General features: G+C 55.6%; 12 protein-coding genes and 1 pseudogene. 11 read left to right on the forward strand and 2 right to left on the reverse strand.

Translation table 11 applies throughout. The annotated features are described in order from the left end of the window. Positions 1-62 precede the first annotated feature (62 nt). Positions 63-638: a nuclear transport factor 2 family protein gene (locus ACKC9G_RS14250; RefSeq protein WP_411406526.1), complete on the reverse strand. Its 576-nt coding sequence runs from the start codon at positions 636-638 to the stop codon at positions 63-65. A gap of 106 nt (positions 639-744) precedes the next feature. Between ACKC9G_RS14250 and ACKC9G_RS14255 the strand changes: the two genes are divergently transcribed. After that, positions 745-1644: a LysR substrate-binding domain-containing protein gene (locus ACKC9G_RS14255; RefSeq protein WP_411406528.1), complete on the forward strand. Its 900-nt coding sequence runs from the start codon at positions 745-747 to the stop codon at positions 1642-1644. On the opposite strand, the gene ACKC9G_RS14260 is transcribed toward ACKC9G_RS14255, so the two are convergent. Continuing rightward, complete coding sequence (locus ACKC9G_RS14260; RefSeq protein ID WP_411406530.1) at positions 1641-2399, reverse strand: NUDIX hydrolase; 759 nt, start codon at positions 2397-2399, stop codon at positions 1641-1643. The genes ACKC9G_RS14255 and ACKC9G_RS14260 overlap by 4 nt on opposite strands. A gap of 125 nt (positions 2400-2524) precedes the next feature. On the opposite strand from ACKC9G_RS14260, the pseudogene ACKC9G_RS14265 reads away from it, so the two are divergent. The 10 genes and pseudogenes from ACKC9G_RS14265 to ACKC9G_RS14310 form a co-directional block, all read left to right on the forward strand. Continuing rightward, a pseudogene (locus ACKC9G_RS14265) lies at positions 2525-3595 on the forward strand (bifunctional nicotinamide-nucleotide adenylyltransferase/Nudix hydroxylase); the annotation flags it as partial. Between the two features lie 264 nt (positions 3596-3859). Next, positions 3860-5233, forward strand: coding sequence for a nicotinate phosphoribosyltransferase (locus ACKC9G_RS14270; RefSeq protein ID WP_411406532.1), 1374 nt, complete (start codon positions 3860-3862; stop codon positions 5231-5233). A gap of 214 nt (positions 5234-5447) precedes the next feature. Beyond that, the gene (locus tag ACKC9G_RS14275; protein WP_411406534.1) at positions 5448-6470 is read left to right on the forward strand and encodes a hypothetical protein; all 1023 of its coding nucleotides are present in this window, start codon (positions 5448-5450) and stop codon (positions 6468-6470) included. A gap of 4 nt (positions 6471-6474) precedes the next feature. Then, on the forward strand, positions 6475-6831 hold the full coding sequence (locus ACKC9G_RS14280) for a hypothetical protein (RefSeq protein ID WP_411406536.1): 357 nt from the start codon (positions 6475-6477) through the stop codon (positions 6829-6831). 294 nt (positions 6832-7125) lie between these two features. Further along, the gene (locus tag ACKC9G_RS14285; protein ID WP_411406538.1) at positions 7126-7869 is read left to right on the forward strand and encodes a metal ABC transporter ATP-binding protein; all 744 of its coding nucleotides are present in this window, start codon (positions 7126-7128) and stop codon (positions 7867-7869) included. Continuing rightward, positions 7866-8795 (forward strand): metal ABC transporter permease, encoded by a 930-nt coding sequence (locus tag ACKC9G_RS14290; protein ID WP_411406540.1) that lies wholly within the window; start codon positions 7866-7868, stop codon positions 8793-8795. The genes ACKC9G_RS14285 and ACKC9G_RS14290 overlap by 4 nt, the downstream gene beginning before the upstream one ends. A gap of 95 nt (positions 8796-8890) precedes the next feature. After that, positions 8891-9793 carry a metal ABC transporter solute-binding protein, Zn/Mn family gene (locus tag ACKC9G_RS14295; RefSeq protein WP_411406542.1) on the forward strand — a complete coding sequence of 301 codons (903 nt, stop codon included), beginning with the start codon at positions 8891-8893 and terminating at the stop codon, positions 9791-9793. Between the two features lie 428 nt (positions 9794-10221). Further along, positions 10222-11217, forward strand: a complete 996-nt coding sequence (locus ACKC9G_RS14300; protein WP_411406544.1) for an ABC transporter substrate-binding protein — start codon at positions 10222-10224, stop codon at positions 11215-11217. A gap of 214 nt (positions 11218-11431) precedes the next feature. Then, a complete protein-coding gene (hutH, locus tag ACKC9G_RS14305) occupies positions 11432-12988 on the forward strand; it encodes an HAL/PAL/TAL family ammonia-lyase (protein WP_411406546.1) in 1557 nt (518 codons plus the stop codon). 348 nt (positions 12989-13336) lie between these two features. Continuing rightward, a complete protein-coding gene (locus ACKC9G_RS14310) occupies positions 13337-15676 on the forward strand; it encodes an EAL domain-containing protein (protein ID WP_411406548.1) in 2340 nt (779 codons plus the stop codon). Positions 15677-15690: the final 14 nt, after the last annotated feature.

The raw sequence follows: 15690 nt of genomic DNA on the forward strand, positions 1-15690 counted from the left end.
ATCGTAGGAGAAGGGCAATACGCGCGTTATGCGTACTGCCAGACTTATTCGTGCAGCCAGGCTTATGCGTTCAGCCAAATGAGGGCATCGCGGCGCATCGCCACTTCCAGCTCGCTGCCACGGGTGGCGAAAACGCGACCAAGGGGGAAGCCACTTTTCTCCAGCAGATACGCCAGCGAGGCGTACTCGAAGGGATACTTCTGCAACACTTCTGCGTCGATGTCCTGCGGGCCAGCGGGGAAGTTAAAAGTGCCCAGGTCATAAATGCTCTGACGCTTGACCAGCTTCCACTGACCATCGCGTTTTTCTGCCAGATCATAAAAACGGTTATGCACGCTGCAACCCAGATTCAGACGCTTATTCTGGGCGATGATAACGGCATTGGTCTCGACAATGGCCCGCTCACCGTTGAAGGTGACAACGGGTGTACCGATAAGATGTTTGGTGGCAAGGTCTGAGGCGCCCATGCGCTTGGAACCTTCAATAAAACCGCTGAACGAGCCTTCATACCAGGTCACCTCGATAACACCATCGGGGTGAAACAGCCCGGCTAACTCCTGCCATTGCCCAAGGTCCCGATGAATCCAGCCGGTCATCAGGTCACTAATCTGCAGGCGATCTTCAAGATAAGTATTCATGACATGCTCTTTCATGTGAGAGGGCATATCAGTATCGTGTTGCGCTATTCTTAACGCCAATAGATTGATCTGACTGATTGATCAGTAAAAATGAAAGGTGGAAGTTATGGAGCTACGCCATCTGCGTTACTTTCTCGCGGTTGCGCAAGAGGGGCACTTTGGCCGCGCGGCCGAGCGCCTGCATATCGTGCAATCGGCCCTCAGCATGCAGATACGCGCCTTTGAGGAAAAACTCGGCGGGCCGCTGTTTATTCGCACCAGCCGCCGGGTCGAACTGACTGAAGCGGGCAAACTTCTGCGCCATGAAGCCGAGCGCATACTGGCTCAGGCCGCCCATACCCAGCGAACGGTGGAGCGGTTATTACGCGGAGAAACCGGCACAGTGCGGATCGGCTTTGCGGGCAATGCCGTGTTCAGTGGCCGCTTAATGGCCGATGTGCGCGCCTTTCATGCCGCCTTCCCTGATGCAGAAGTGGAGTTGCGAGAGCTTGCCCCCAGCGCACAAGTGGAGGAGATTCAGGCAGGTCGCCTCGATATTGGCTATGCCCCCGACCACGCAGGGGCGATGAGTGAAGATGCCCTGCACTATGAGCGCATTGGCACATGGCCTTTTCTGCTGGTGGTGCCGGACAGCCATCCCCTTGCGCAGGCGCCTTCATTACGCATGTCGATGCTGAAATCCGAAGCGCTGATTATCTATGCCGCCCATGAAGCAGATGATCAGCTACTGGCAGGCGTGCGCCGCGCCTTAGGGCACGAGCCCAAAGTCCATCACATGCACAGCACCTTAAGCGTGCTGGCACTGGTCGCCTCAGGCATGGGCGTCGCGCTGGTCCCGGAACCGCTGGCGCAAGTGCGCCTGCCGGGCCTTGCTTACCGCCCCCTTGAGGATTTACCCCAACAAGCCGAACTGCTGCTCATCAGCCGTAAAGAGGAAAGTGGCGGCGCGGCACGGGCGTTTCTGGAGACTGCCCGAGCAGGATGGGAGCGTGAAAATATCCGTTAACCCTCTCGGGTTTGTCCAAGGATACGGCTAAACACAAAATCGCCGGCGGCAGTTTTGGGTTTGAAGAGCGCCGCTGGTCGGCCTTTGCCGCTGCGCTGAGGGTCAGCATCGACGGCTTCCAGCAAACCGGCTTCTTCCATGCGGCGGCGGAAGGATTTCTTCTCAAGCGGCGCATCCAGCAGGGTTTCAAAGGCGCGCTGTAATTCGGAAAGGGTAAAGGGCGCATTCAGCACATGCAGGGGCAGGGCGGTGTAGGCGGTTTTGGATTGCAGCCGCTCCCGCGCCGCCATCAGCAGTGCGCTATGGTCGAACGCCAGCGGCAGTTGCTGCGCCTCCGCCCAGGGAATCCAGCGCGCATCCCTGATACCTTGCACATGACTTTGCGTCGGGGCGTGGGCAATCAGCGCCATATAAAGCACGGTGATGGACCAGCCGCGCGGGTCACGCTCGGGCGAGCCGGTGGTCAGCACCTGCTCGACATAAGGCGTCGCCACCCCGGTTTTTTCCTGCAACTTGCGAATGGCCGTGGCTTCCAGTGAGAGGTCCTGCTGAATATCGACAAAACCACCGGGCAATGCCCACTGACCACGCGCAGGAAAGCTGTCGCGTTCCACCAGCAGTACCTGAAGCTCGCCGTGCAACAGGGTGAAAATAGCCAGATCCACGGAAGTCAGCGGCAGGTCATAGTCATGAATATTGTACTGGGCGAGGTAGTCGGCTTCGCTTTGCTGGGTATCCGGTGTGCGGTCAGTCACTGTTGAAATCTCAATATAGTGGCTTTAAGCCAATTAATTGATTAATATGGCGTTCAGCCTCATTAAAGGCTTCGCGATGACACCGCTGAGGAAAGACCACGGCGGGCAACGACAGCAAGGAGCTTGCTACCATGACATACGATCACGATTTTGCGGTTTTTATTGGCCGCTTCCAACCTTTTCATGCCGGTCACTTAAAGATCATCGAAGCCGGGCTTAAGCAGGCGGAACAGATGATCGTGCTGATTGGCTCGGCCTGGCAGCCGCGCAATCCGCGTAATCCGTGGCAGCACCACGAGCGTGAACAAATGATTCGCGCCTGTCTTCCGGCGGCGCTGCAACCGCGGGTACTGTTCGCCCCGCTAATGGATATTCCCTATAACGATGAGGCCTGGGTGCAGAACGTGCAGGCCACTGTCGCGGGGCTGGTCACCTCTCATCACACAGTGCCACACCGCACGCCGCGGGTGGCGCTGATCGGTCATGAGAAAGACAACTCCGGCTTTTACTTAAGCCTGTTTCCGCAGTGGTCGAGCATTCAGGTGCCGAATGAGCGCGGTATTAGTGCCACACCGCTTCGAGAAGGGCTCTTCGCCGCCGCTGATGCGCTTGATGATTACCTTGCCAGCCTTACCAGCACAGAGGTGCTTCCCCGCCCGGTTGCTGACTGGCTGAGCCAGTGGACAAAGTCCGAACCGGCCTTTGTCGATATCCGCGAAGAGATCGCTTTTGTTGAGCACTATCGCCAGCGCTGGGCGGCGGCGCCTTATGCGCCGACCTTTGTCACGGTGGATAGCGTGATTGTGCAGTCGGGCCATGTGTTGCTTGTTGAGCGGCGAGCACGTCCCGGCAAAGGTTTGCTGGCGTTACCGGGCGGTTTTGTGAACCAGAATGAAAGCATGCTGGATGCCTGCCTGCGTGAACTTCGCGAAGAAACGCGTCTTAAAGTGCCCATGCCGGTGCTGAAAGGCTCCATTCGGCGCTCCAAGGTCTATGACGACCCTCATCGCTCTGCCCGTGGGCGGACTATCACTCAGGCGTTTTATATCGAACTGGAGCGCCAGCCCACGCTGCCAAAAGTGAAAGGCTCTGATGATGCGGCGCGAGCGTTCTGGATGCCGCTTGGCGAGCTGGACCCGCAGCGCATGTTTGAAGACCATTACTTTATTATCAAGGATCTGCTCGGGGCGTTTTAACGCCCTTTTTTTATGCCGAAGTAAGCACCGCAACAGGCGCGTTGCGGCCTTACGCCTGTGGATTAGACGCACGTTAAAAAAATCTGAAAAAAGTGCTTGTTATTTAAGTGGCTCTAAGCCACTATGTTTCCGCGGTTGAGGCAGGGAACCTGCAGCAACCCAAGAATCCGCGTCGATAGTTACTTGGCCAAGGCGGGCAACATCGACATACCGGGACGCTGGAAAGACCGGCACTGTCCCACTGATGACCGGAGGAGTTCCGTCATGCGTAATCTGATCCTGAATACTGACTCTTACAAAACCTCTCACTTCCTGCAGTACCCCGTCGGCACCAAATACGTGTCCTCTTATATTGAATCCCGCGGTGGCGCTTTCGATGAGACTGTATTCTTCGGTCTGCAAGCCTTCCTCAAGGAATACCTGAGCAAACCCATCACCCGTGAAGATATCGACGAGGCCGAAGTGGTGTGTCTGGCCCACGGTGTGCCATTCAATCGCGAGGGCTGGGACTACATTCTGGAAGCCTACAAAGGTTTTCTGCCCATCGAGATTGAAGCGGTGCCGGAAGGTACACGTTTCGCGACCCGCAATGTGCTGGTGCAGGTGGTGAACACCGATCCTAAATGCGCCTGGCTGACTTCCTATATCGAGACTGCACTGCTGCGTGCCGTGTGGTACCCAACAACGGTTGCGACAGTATCTAATGCGTGCCGCCGGATTATCGCCCGCTATCTGGAAGAGACTGCCGATGACCTTTCCGGCCTGCCTTTCAAACTCCACGACTTCGGCGCCCGCGGTGCCAGCTCTGAAGAAACCGCAGCCATCGGCGGTCTTGCCCACTTAGTGAGCTTTCAGGGAACTGACACCTTGTCTGCCATCATGGCTGCACGCCGTTACTACAATGCAGACATGGCCGGGTTCTCCATTCCTGCCGCAGAGCACAGCACCATTACCAGCTGGGGACGAGATGGCGAAACTGAAGCCTATGCCAACATGCTCAAACAGTTTGGCGGGGAAGGGCGTCTGGTGGCGGTGGTCAGTGATTCCTACGATCTTTGGAATGCCATCGATAACCTTTGGGGCGGCAGCCTGAAAGAGCAGGTACAAACCATGGGTGGAACGCTGGTGGTGCGCCCTGACTCTGGCGATCCTGTTGAAATCGTCCCCCAAGCAATTGAGCGGTTGATGGCAAGCTTCGGTTACCGCACCAACTTGCAAGGCTACAAAGTACTGCCCGATTGCGTCCGCCTGATTCAGGGTGACGGCGTCTCTGTAAAATCCATCGAGGCGATTCTTGAAGCCATGAAGCGCCGCGGTTTAAGTGCTGATAACGTGGCCTTCGGCATGGGCGGGGCACTGCTGCAAAAAGTTAACCGCGACACTCAGCGCTTTGCCATGAAAGCCTCCGCTATCTGCACCGAGTACTGGCAGGATGTGTTCAAAGACCCTAAAACCGACCCCGGCAAACGCTCAAAAGCAGGACGTCTGGCACTGATCCGTGATGAGGAAGGCAACTTCAAAACCGTCCGCCGCGATAGCGTGAGCGAACGAGATAACTGCCTGGTCACCGTGTTTAGAAATGGCACCCTGATGGGCGAGTACAACCTGACCGAGATCCGCGCCCGCGCTGCAGAGTAAGGGGTTAAAAACAGACAAAGCCCTGGCGGAAACGCTGGGGCTTTTGCTTTTTCCGGCAGTCAGGGCTTCTTATCAGAAGCCGCTTAAGAAAAAGCACGCGCGTCCATATGTTTCAATAATTGTTATTTAATGTAACTTGGTGTGTGGTTTTGAGAGTTCTGGGTTTAGAGTACGGCGCTGATTATATGAACCACTGTATCTAAAGGACTAGGCTATGGCACAGCTCTGCGTTGCTGGTAACACCCGCATTCTTCGCCCCACCGATTTTGAATCCGTTCTCGATTACCATACTTTTATGGGCGACAACCCCGGTATCGGGAGCAATAACTGTGTGCCCGAAGGCTTGGCATTTCTGGTAAGAACACAACAGCAAGATCCTAATCCTCAGCAGCAAGCACTACTGCGGGAATTCAACCAGATCCCTCAGGATGAACGCCGTAAAATTTCAGTTCTGACCTCACAGCTGGGCGGTGCAGGAGCGCTGGCGCTGGCAAACGCTTACGAAGAGCATCTGAAATCTGCCATGCAATGTGTTCGTAAGAATGGTGTTGATGTTAGTAGCGCTGTCGCTGGAGGATGGGGTTCTCGAAATACTGAACTTAACAAGCAGATTGGTGCTTATGAGGATGCTCTTAAGGCTGTGAGAAATGCCAAGCAGAAAGGGGTTGACAGACAGGTGATGCGCAAACTGGAAATGACTGCGCATCGGGAATGGCAAAAACTTAATGATAATTTCGGTGTAGAACTCAAAGCACAGTTAGCCAAGGCTAAGGGCAAAGGGACCATCTGGAATAATTCAGAGCGTGCCGTCAACTTAGCTAAAAGCCATCGGAATGATGGGATTTTGAATATTTCTGACTCGCGTGATCTCATCAAGCTTCGTCGTTTGGCGCAAGCGAGTGATTATCTGGGTAAAGGTCTGATAATTGCCGATGCATCGTTCAAAGTTGCTGAGGTTTATAGTGATTATGAAAGTGGCAAAGACTGGCAACGCACTGCTACTGTAAACACGACAAGTTTTGCTTTTGGTTTTCTTGGTGGAACAGCGGCGGCTGAAGTTTCAGCTGGTCTGGCTATTGGCTTGGTAGCAATCCCTGTAGTTGGTTGGGTTTTAGCTATTGGAGTGGGAATTGGCGCTGCCTATTTAGGCTCTAAAATCGGTTCAAAAGCTGGAAGCTGGGCCTCTGGCTCTATCTATGATAGAAAACTTCACCATTTTGATTTACTAGGCCTGTAGTTGAATGGAACTTATTTTTCTCTTCTTAATAACTATTACCATGGTTTCCACACTGTTTTCGTGGTTAGCCTTCTCTCGTCTCTGTATGTCAAGAATCGAAAAAGCAATCAAAGAAGAGAATATTGAATGGCTTAACTGGGATGGTATCGGCGCTAGAGCGCTTAGTTATGCGAATGTGTTGGTTTTTCCATCTATGAAGCCTGAAAAACGTCCTTGGATTCCCGTAGAGGATTTTCGTCGTCATAGTACGAAGAGGGATCGTGCTCTTGCTTTATGGCTTGTTATCTCGATATACAGCTTCATGACATTCGCAACGGTTTGGTATGTGCTCAACAAGTTCTGGCCGGAGCTGGTGTACTAAATCTTCATTGTGACCAAAACCCTGACAACGTCAGGGTTTTTTTATGTCCGTAGTTCTGTAGGCCATCACCTGATCACGCTCTGACAGTTGGCGCCTCCACACTTCCTCCGTGATTTATCCCATTTCTCATTGAATAAAACGTTATATCATAACAATTATTCGATGTTGTTATGGTTGTCACGGTATGGGTTCAGGGTCTTCATTTTTTGGTTTGTCGGCGTTGTGGCGGCTGGGTTTGGCGTTGCTGGCGCTCGCTGTGTTGTGGGGGCTGGTTGCCTGGGCGGTGGCGTTGCCATGACCGCGATTACCCTTTCTGAAGTCAGTGCCGGTTACCAGCGTCACATCGCGATCGAGCAGGTGGAGGGTGTCTTTGCCACCGGTTCGATGACTGCGATTGTTGGCCCCAATGGCGCGGGAAAATCCACCCTGCTCAAAACCCTGATGGGGGAGCTAAAACCTCTTGCCGGCAAGGTGCAATTTACCCATCACTCACCTGCGGGGTTTGGTTATCTGCCGCAGTTGAGCGGCATTGACCGCAGCTTTCCTTTATCAGTAATGGACACGGTGCTGATGGGCGCCTGGCAGCACACCGGTATTTTTCGTGGTGTCTCGCGTCAGGTACGAAAGCTGGCGGATGCGGCGCTGGCTAAAGTGGGCCTCGAGGGTTTTGGCCAGCGCAGCATTTCCATGCTGTCGGCAGGGCAGTTTCAGCGCGTTTTGTTTGCGCGCCTGCTGGTGCAGGATGCGCCGGTCATTCTGCTGGATGAGCCTTTCAACGCCATTGATGCGCGTACCTCCTCGATGCTGTTGGGCCTGTTACGTGAATGGCATCACGAGGGCAGGACGCTGATTGCAGTGCTGCATGATTATCAGCAGGTGCAGGATCACTTCCCGGAGACGTTGTTGTTGGCTCGACGCGTGATCGGCTGGGGCGCCACCGCCGATGTGCTGACACAGGCGAATGTGGAGTCATCGCGTGAGCAGGCGGAGCGTTGGGAAGAAGAGGCGCTGGCGCCGGCGCAGGTGGCCTTCGCATGAGCAGTGTCGTGATGACGGGAGCGGCGCACCCAGGATTGCTGGAGCTGATCTACCAATGGTGTTTTGCTCCTTTTGCCGAGTTCGGATTTATGCGTCGGGCATTGGTTGCCACGCTGGCCCTTGGTCTGGGGGCCGGGCCAGTCGGGGTGCTGTTGATGCTGCGGCGCATGAGCCTGATGGGCGATGCCTTGAGCCATGCGGTGCTGCCGGGCGCCGCTTTTGGTTACATGCTCGCGGGCGGTTTGTCGCTTCCCATGATGGGCGCCGGTGCCTTGCTTGCCGGTGTGGTGGTCGCGCTGGGGTCGGGGCTAATCAGCCGGATGACCCTGCTGCGGGAAGATGCCGCCTTTGCCAGTATCTATCTGGTGTCCCTTGCTCTGGGTGTGCTGATGATCTCCGGCAAGGGCTCCAATCTTGACCTGCTCCACATTCTTTTTGGCAGCATTCTCGCCATTGATAGTCAGGCGTTGGAGCTTATCGCGGCGATCACCAGCGGTTCCCTGATCATCTTTGCGCTGATTTACCGCCCGCTGGTGATGGAGTGTTTTGACCCGGCCTATCTTCGTGCAGTGGGCGGCCGCGGATTCCTGTTTCACTTGCTGTTTTTGTTACTGCTGGTGCTGACGCTGGTGGCGGGCTTTCAAACCCTCGGCACCCTCATGTCGGTCGGCATGATGATTCTGCCTGCGGTCATCGCGCGGCTGTGGGCACGCACGCTGCCGATGATGATTGGCATTGCGGTGGTGATGGCCTGTCTCTCAGGTTATCTGGGGTTATTGGTGTCCTATCACCTTAATTATGCCTCTGGCCCCTGCATCATCCTGATGGCGGCGACGTTGTATTTCCTTTCTTTGATTGTCGGGCCGGCAGGGCCTGCCCGGCGACTTTTCCCCCAACGGCTTTACTTGCCGTCACGCTTGCCTTGAGGAGGGCGATTGGCTTTCTGCATCGGAATGCTGATTGCGATAGTCCGTTACTGCTTTTCCCGGCGACTTTTTCCCTGCTACTTCGGAGTGATGTTATGACCCGCTTATTCTCCCCCCGCGCCTTACCGGTTGCTGTCGCCGTCGCGGCTGCGCTTGGCAGCACCTCGGCATTGGCTGATACCCATATTAAAGCCGTGGCCAGTTTCTCGATTCTGGGCGATGTGGTTCGCGCTGTGGGCGGCGATGCTGTTGAGGTGACGGACCTGATTCCGGCCAATGGTGATCCGCACGAGTTTGAACCCAGCCCGGCAGATTCGCGTCTGTTGAAAGAGGCAGATGTTACCTTCCTCAGTGGTGAAGGGCTGGAGAACTGGTTTGAACGTCTGGCGAAAGCGTCCGGCAGCACCAAGGCGCCGGTGGTGGTATCAGAAGGCATCAGCACCCACACCATGGATGAAGATGGCGAAACCGTGATTGATCCGCACGTCTGGAATGCGGTGCCCAATGTTGAGCACTGGGTGGGTGCCATCGAGACCGCGCTGATCAAGGCAGATCCTGAAGATGCCGCCACCTTTAAAGCCAATGCCGATGCTTATCGCACCAAGTTGCAGAAACTTGATGGCTGGATTCGTGATGAACTGGCCAACATTCCCAAGGATCAGCGCAAAGTGCTGACCAGCCACGATGCCTTTGGTTATTACGCCAAAGCCTACGGTGTGACCTTCCTCTCTCCCCTGGGGCTGTCAACCGATGCCGATGCCTCAGCAGCTGAGGTCGCCAGCCTGATCAAACAGATCCAGGCGGAAGGGGTGAAAACCTACTTCTTCGAAAACTCCAACGATCCGCGTCTGGTCAAGCAGATTGCCAGCGCCACGGGCGCTCAGTCGGGTGGCGAGCTCTATCCGGAATCCCTCTCCGGGGAGGATGGCCCGGCCTCCACTTATCTCAAACTGATGCACTACAACACCGAAATGCTGGTGAAGGCGATGAAGAAGTAACGCGCTGTTAACCACCTTTTCAGGCCACCTGATAACACCCCTTGGCGCTGCCCGGCTTCAACCCGGCAGCGCTTTTTTTGGAAGCTGTTGATGGGAAAGGTGCGATGGTGCTGCACGGGAAAGCTGCGTGGTGTCGCTCAGAGCTAGGTAAAAGCCGCTATTTCGACGCTTTTACATTCTTTTGCACAAAAGATGGCGCAATTCACAGAACGTTATTGCACCTGCGAGAAATTCTTCCTAGTATCAAAATTCACTTGTATATACAGGTATGCATAACAAAGCGGCGCAGACCCATCGTCATGCACTGCTATCGTTCTGCGAGATGTCACTCTTGATGCGGCTTACAAAGCGTAAGCCACTGTCGGGACATGATGTCTGCATTGCGCTGATTCTGAGTCTTACCCACCCTTTATCCCGTGAGGAAAACTATGAAAGCAGCACCTTCGATTCCTTCCTTCAAGACCCTGGCGCTTGGCCTGACAACCCTTGGCATGGCCATCGGCTTTCAGACGGCGCAAGCAGATACCTGGTGTGAGCAGGGCAATACCGTCAAGTTTGCCGGTATCAACTGGGAAAGCGGTGAGCTTCTCACTGATCTGATGCGCACAGTGCTGGAAAAGGGTTACAGCTGTAAGACCGATGCCATTCCCGGAAACTCCATCACCATGGAGCAGGCGCTGGGTCAGAACGATATTCAGGTGTTTGCCGAAGAGTGGATTGGCCGCAGTGAAGCCTGGAACAAGGCTGCTAAAGCCGGCACCGTGATTGGCGTGGGCGCGCCCATCAAGAATGCCACCGAAGGCTGGTATGTGCCGCGTTATCTGGTCGAAGGTGATAAAGAGCGCGGCATCGAAGCCAAGGCGCCGGATCTCAAGGCCATCGCCGATCTCGACAAGTACGCAATGCTGTTTAAAGACCCCGAAGAGCAGTCCAAAGGCCGCTTCTACAATTGTCCGGCGGGTTGGACCTGTGAGCTGGAAAACTCTGAAAAGCTCGAAGAGTACGGTCTGGATAAAACCTACGTGAACTTCCGCCCCGGTACCGGCGCGGCGCTGGATGCGGCGATTTCCTCCAGCTACAAGCGCGGTAAACCCTTCGTGACTTACTACTGGTCACCCACGGCGATGCTTGGCAAATATGATCTGGTTCAGCTCAAGGAAAAGCCTGAGGACGAAAAAGAGATCAAGATTCAGGTCGGTATCTCCAAGGTCTTTCAGGATGAAGCGCCACAACTGGTGGACGTCCTCTCCAAGGTCAATGTTCCCATTGATCTTCTGAACAAGAGTCTGGCAAAAATGAGCGATGAAAAGCTGGAAAGCGATGAAGTTGCCCGGCTGTTCCTGAAAGAGCACCCGGAAGTCTGGCATCAGTGGGTCAGCGAAGAGGCTGCCAGGAAAATTGATGCCAGCGTCGCGGGCCAGTAAGCGTATTTCAGCGGCGTATCCGACCGCGTAGAGACACGTAAAGGGCCGCATCTGTCGGCCCTTTTTTGGTTTCGGTCGACTGTCTTGGCGCCTGCTTTGTTGTCCTAGCGCTTGTGTTGTTGTCTTTATACAAGAGCTGCTGGCTTTGTCGCCGCACGCTCACCGCCTTATTTCTTTCACTCACTACTTCTTTTGACGATCGATGGAGAGCCTTATGACTGATCACCCCCACGCGACTGGCAACGCTCAGGCTTCTTCGTCGATAAGTCCGGTCACCGTCATGATTGGTGATGCGCCTGTGACCTGTCAGGACGTTGTCGCCGTCGCGCGCCACGGTGCTGCTGTGGCACTGACGGACGCCGCACTCCTTCGTATTGATACGGCGCGGTCTATCGTCGAGCGCATTATTGCCGACGGTCAGCGCGCTTATGGCATCAATACCGGCCTTGGGGCGCTTTGCAATGTGGTGCTGAATGAGCACGATCTGGCGCGCCTTTCCCGCAATACGATTCAAAGCCATGCCTGCGGTGTGGGCACGCTGCTGCCGGTGGAGCAGGTGCGCGCCATCATGTGCTCGGCGGTCATCAACTACAGCCACGGCAAGTCAGGAATTAGCCGTGCAGCGGTGGAAACGCTGGTGAGCTTTCTTAACCTTGGGATTACGCCGGAGGTGCCAAGCCAGGGTTCGGTCGGCTATCTCACCCATATGGCGCATATTGGTCTGCCTCTGGTGGGGCAGGGCTTTGTGGAGTATCAGGGGCAGCGCATGGCCTCAGCGCGCATCTGGGAAGAGGGCATCCTGCCGTTACCTGAACTAGGCGCCAAGGATGGGCTGTCGCTGGTAAACGGTACGCTCTGTATGACCGGGCTTAGTTGTCTGGCGATTGATGATGCCCGTGGCCTGCTGGACTGGGCGGATGTTACCGGTGCCATGAGTTTTGAAGCCCTTGGCGGCCAGGTGCGGGCCTTTGCACCGGAGGTGCTGGAAGCCAAGTTTCATCCCGGCGCCAGCGAGGTGGGTAAACGGCTGCGAGCCTTGCTTGGGCAGAGTGAAAACATCCTGCGTAAAACCGGCACACGCACTCAGGATGCACTGAGCCTGCGGGCGATACCGCAGGTGCATGGTGCCGCGCGCGATCAGCTGGCCCATGTGACGGCACAGGTTGAGCGCGAACTTCGCGGCGTGTCGGATAACCCCATCATTCTTGGCACGCTGGAGCAGTACGAGGTCATCTCCCAGGCCAACCCTCATGGAGAAAGCGTGTCGATGGCGGCGGATTTACTGGCGGTGGCGATGGCGGAAGTTGGCTCCATTGCTGAGCGTCGTCTTGATCGGCTGGTTAACCCGCTGGTCAGTAACCTGCCGGCTTTTCTGATTGCCGAAAGCGGTGTGAATTCCGGCTTTATGATTACTCAATACGTCGCGGCCTCACTCTGTGCGGATAACCGCCGGTTGGCGATGCCCGCCGTGACGGATAATTATGTGACCTCAGCGCTGCAGGAAGATCACCTGAGCATGGGCACCAGCGCGGCACTTAAAGCCCTGCAAGTGGCTGATAACCTGCGCCGGATTCTGGCGATCGAATGGCTGGCGGCGGCGCAGGCCTTTGAGTTTTTGCCGGACAGCAAAGGCGAGGGCACCGCGCGGGCTCATGGTTTCCTGCGGGAGTGGATTCCGGCCTACCATGAAGACCGCTGGCTCTCACCGGATATCGAACAGGCCGCCACCCTGATGCGGACTCACGGGGCCGGTCGTGTCACAGGCTTTTAAGGGCGCTTTTTAAGCCGTGGGATGATGGTCTGGCAATCAGACCATCCCTTTTACCTTTGCCGTTTTGAGTCCACCCGATCTGCTTCTTTTCTCTGCGCTGATCTTGCGCAAATTTCAGCTGAAAACCTCGGCCTCACTTTGACAAGCCTTGCTTGCCTGACTATTTCTTTAATACCCCTTTTGTTACGGCATATGGCTTGGTCGATAACGACGAATGTGGGTGCGCCAACAAGGAATTCTCCGCTCGTCTGCGCTCTGATGCTCTGTCTTGTACGTTAATTAGCGAAAGCCTGAGTGAGAGTTGCTTGCTCCTGTTTTCGCGCGGCCTTAACCACAGGAGTTCTGCGAATGAGTGATGAGTTGGCCTTTCTTCCCGAGATAGAGCCTGTCGCCATCACCCCGAAACCCAGTCCGGTCTGGCGTGTTCTGGCGGTGGATGACGATGCTGAGTTTCAGAAGTCCCTGTCGTTTGCCCTGGAATCCATGGAGATTCTCGGCAAACCCATTGAGTTGGTTCAGGCCTATAGCATGGCGCAGGCCTCAACGATGCTGGCCCACTCCGAAGAGTTTGCGGTGGTACTGGTCGATGTGGTGATGGAAACCGACGATGCGGGCCTTCGTCTGATTAGCGCGGTGCGCGATATTCTCGGCGTGACGGATACGCGTTTTATTCTGCTCACCGGCCAGCCGGGCATGGCGCCTGTAGAGTCGGTCATGCAGGACTATGACCTCTCTGACTATCTGCTTAAATCCGATCTTGGCAGCCGCGGAATTCGTACCTTACTGACCGGCGCCGTTCGTAACTACGAACAGCTGCATCTGGTCTCGGCCGCCAAACGTGGCCTGCAGCTGATTGTTGAGTCCAGTAACCGGCTTCTTGGCATTCGTAATCTCACCGATATTGCCTCGGCAGCGCTGGCTGAACTTGCGACACTGATTGGTGTGTCCGATGAAGGTCTGGTCTGCGTCAAGCGCACACCCTTAGCCACGGAAGAGCTGCTTTCACCGACACGCTCGGCAGATTTGAAAACCGCTGCCGAGCGTCAAATCCGAGAGAAGGGCATGAATTGGAGCGCGCAGCATGTCCATGATCTGGATAACTCGGATCTGGTGGATATTTCCCTGCGGGAAGTCACCACCATTGCCGCCAGCGGTCGCTATGCGGACTGCGTGAACTTTAGCCTTGCCAATCTGCCTGACCCTGAGGTGCGCTCCGCGTTGGAGAAGGCCATGGTGTTGCAGTCCTTCCTGACTACCGAGCGTGGGCAAGTGGTGTTTTTTCCACGCTCCGCAGCGCTGGCGGATTTCGCCATTTATGTCTCGACTCCACGGCCACTCGACAGTACCGAGCTGCATTTGCTGGAGGTGTTTGCCGCCAACATCTCCAAAGGCTTTGGCAATGTTGCTCTTATCAGCAAGCTGGATCGGCTGGCCTATCAGGATGACCTGCTGGGTATTCCCAATCAGAGCGCCTTGCTGCGTAAGATGCAGGCCCTGCACCGCCTGCGCCAGGCTGGCCAATACCATCTGGTGCTTTTGGATCTGGATGATTTCTCTTCGCTTAATACCCTCTTTGGCATGAAGTTCGGCGATAAGCTGCTGGAGAGTGTGGCCGAGCGTTTACAAAAGGCTTTTCCGCCGCCTTGTATGGTGGCGCGTCTGCATTCGGATGTGTTTGCCATTCTGGGGGATGAAAAGCAGGTCAGTGCCTCTCAGGCCCATGCGGTCTTTGATTATCCTTTCACGGTGAACCGCAATGTCTATCATCTCTCGGCCTGCTTCAGTGAGCTGTCCATGGACCAGCCAAGCCGGGAAATCGCGGACCTGCTGCGTTATGCCGTCGCCAGTCTCAAGCTCGCCAAGAAGGAAGGGCTGGGCAGCGTTAAAACCTTTGATCCTGAAATCGAGCGGCGCGCGACCCAGCGGTATGAGCTGCTGCAGCGGTTGCACGATGCCATCGAGCTTCGCAAACTGGAGCTGCATTTCCAGCCGCAAATCAACCTGCAAACCGGCAAAGTGGTGGGCGCGGAAGCCTTGCTGCGCTGGCCAACGGAAGACGGCATGGTGCCGCCGGACACCTTCATCCCGCTGGCGGAGCAGTCTTCCCATATTCATGCCATTGGCAATCTGGTGTCGGAGATGGCCTGCGAAGCGATCAAACGGCTGGATTATGAAGGCTACAACGATTTACTGATCAGCCTTAACTATTCACCCCGTCAGCTGGAGCAGCCCAACATTCTCGAAACCCTGCGTCAGCAGTGCAAGATGGCCGGCATTGCCATCGATCGCCTGTGTCTGGAAGTCACCGAGACTGCCATGATGCAATCCTTCCAACAGGTCGGACAGCTGCTGGAGCGGCACCGGATGCGAGGCGGCACGGTCGCCATTGATGACTTTGGCACGGGGTTTTCCTCCCTTGAATACCTGCTGGAGCTGCCAGCGGACCATCTGAAAATTGATAAAACCTTCGTGGCGCGCCTGGAAAGCGATTCCCATTGCCGCTCGCTGGTGATGATGATTTTGTCCCTTGGCAAACAACTGGGTATTTCTGTGGTGGCGGAGGGGGTTGAAACCGAGGGTCAGGCGAACTGGCTCACAGAGCATGGCTGCGACATCGGTCAGGGCTGGTATTTCGGTAAGGCGATGCCGTTGCCGATTTTTATTTCCTGGTTAAAAGAGCGGGGGTAATCATGCCGCAATGG

Origin of the sequence: Pokkaliibacter sp. CJK22405 (assembly GCF_046614695.1) — a bacterium.
Taxonomy (GTDB): domain Bacteria; phylum Pseudomonadota; class Gammaproteobacteria; order Pseudomonadales; family Balneatricaceae; genus Pokkaliibacter.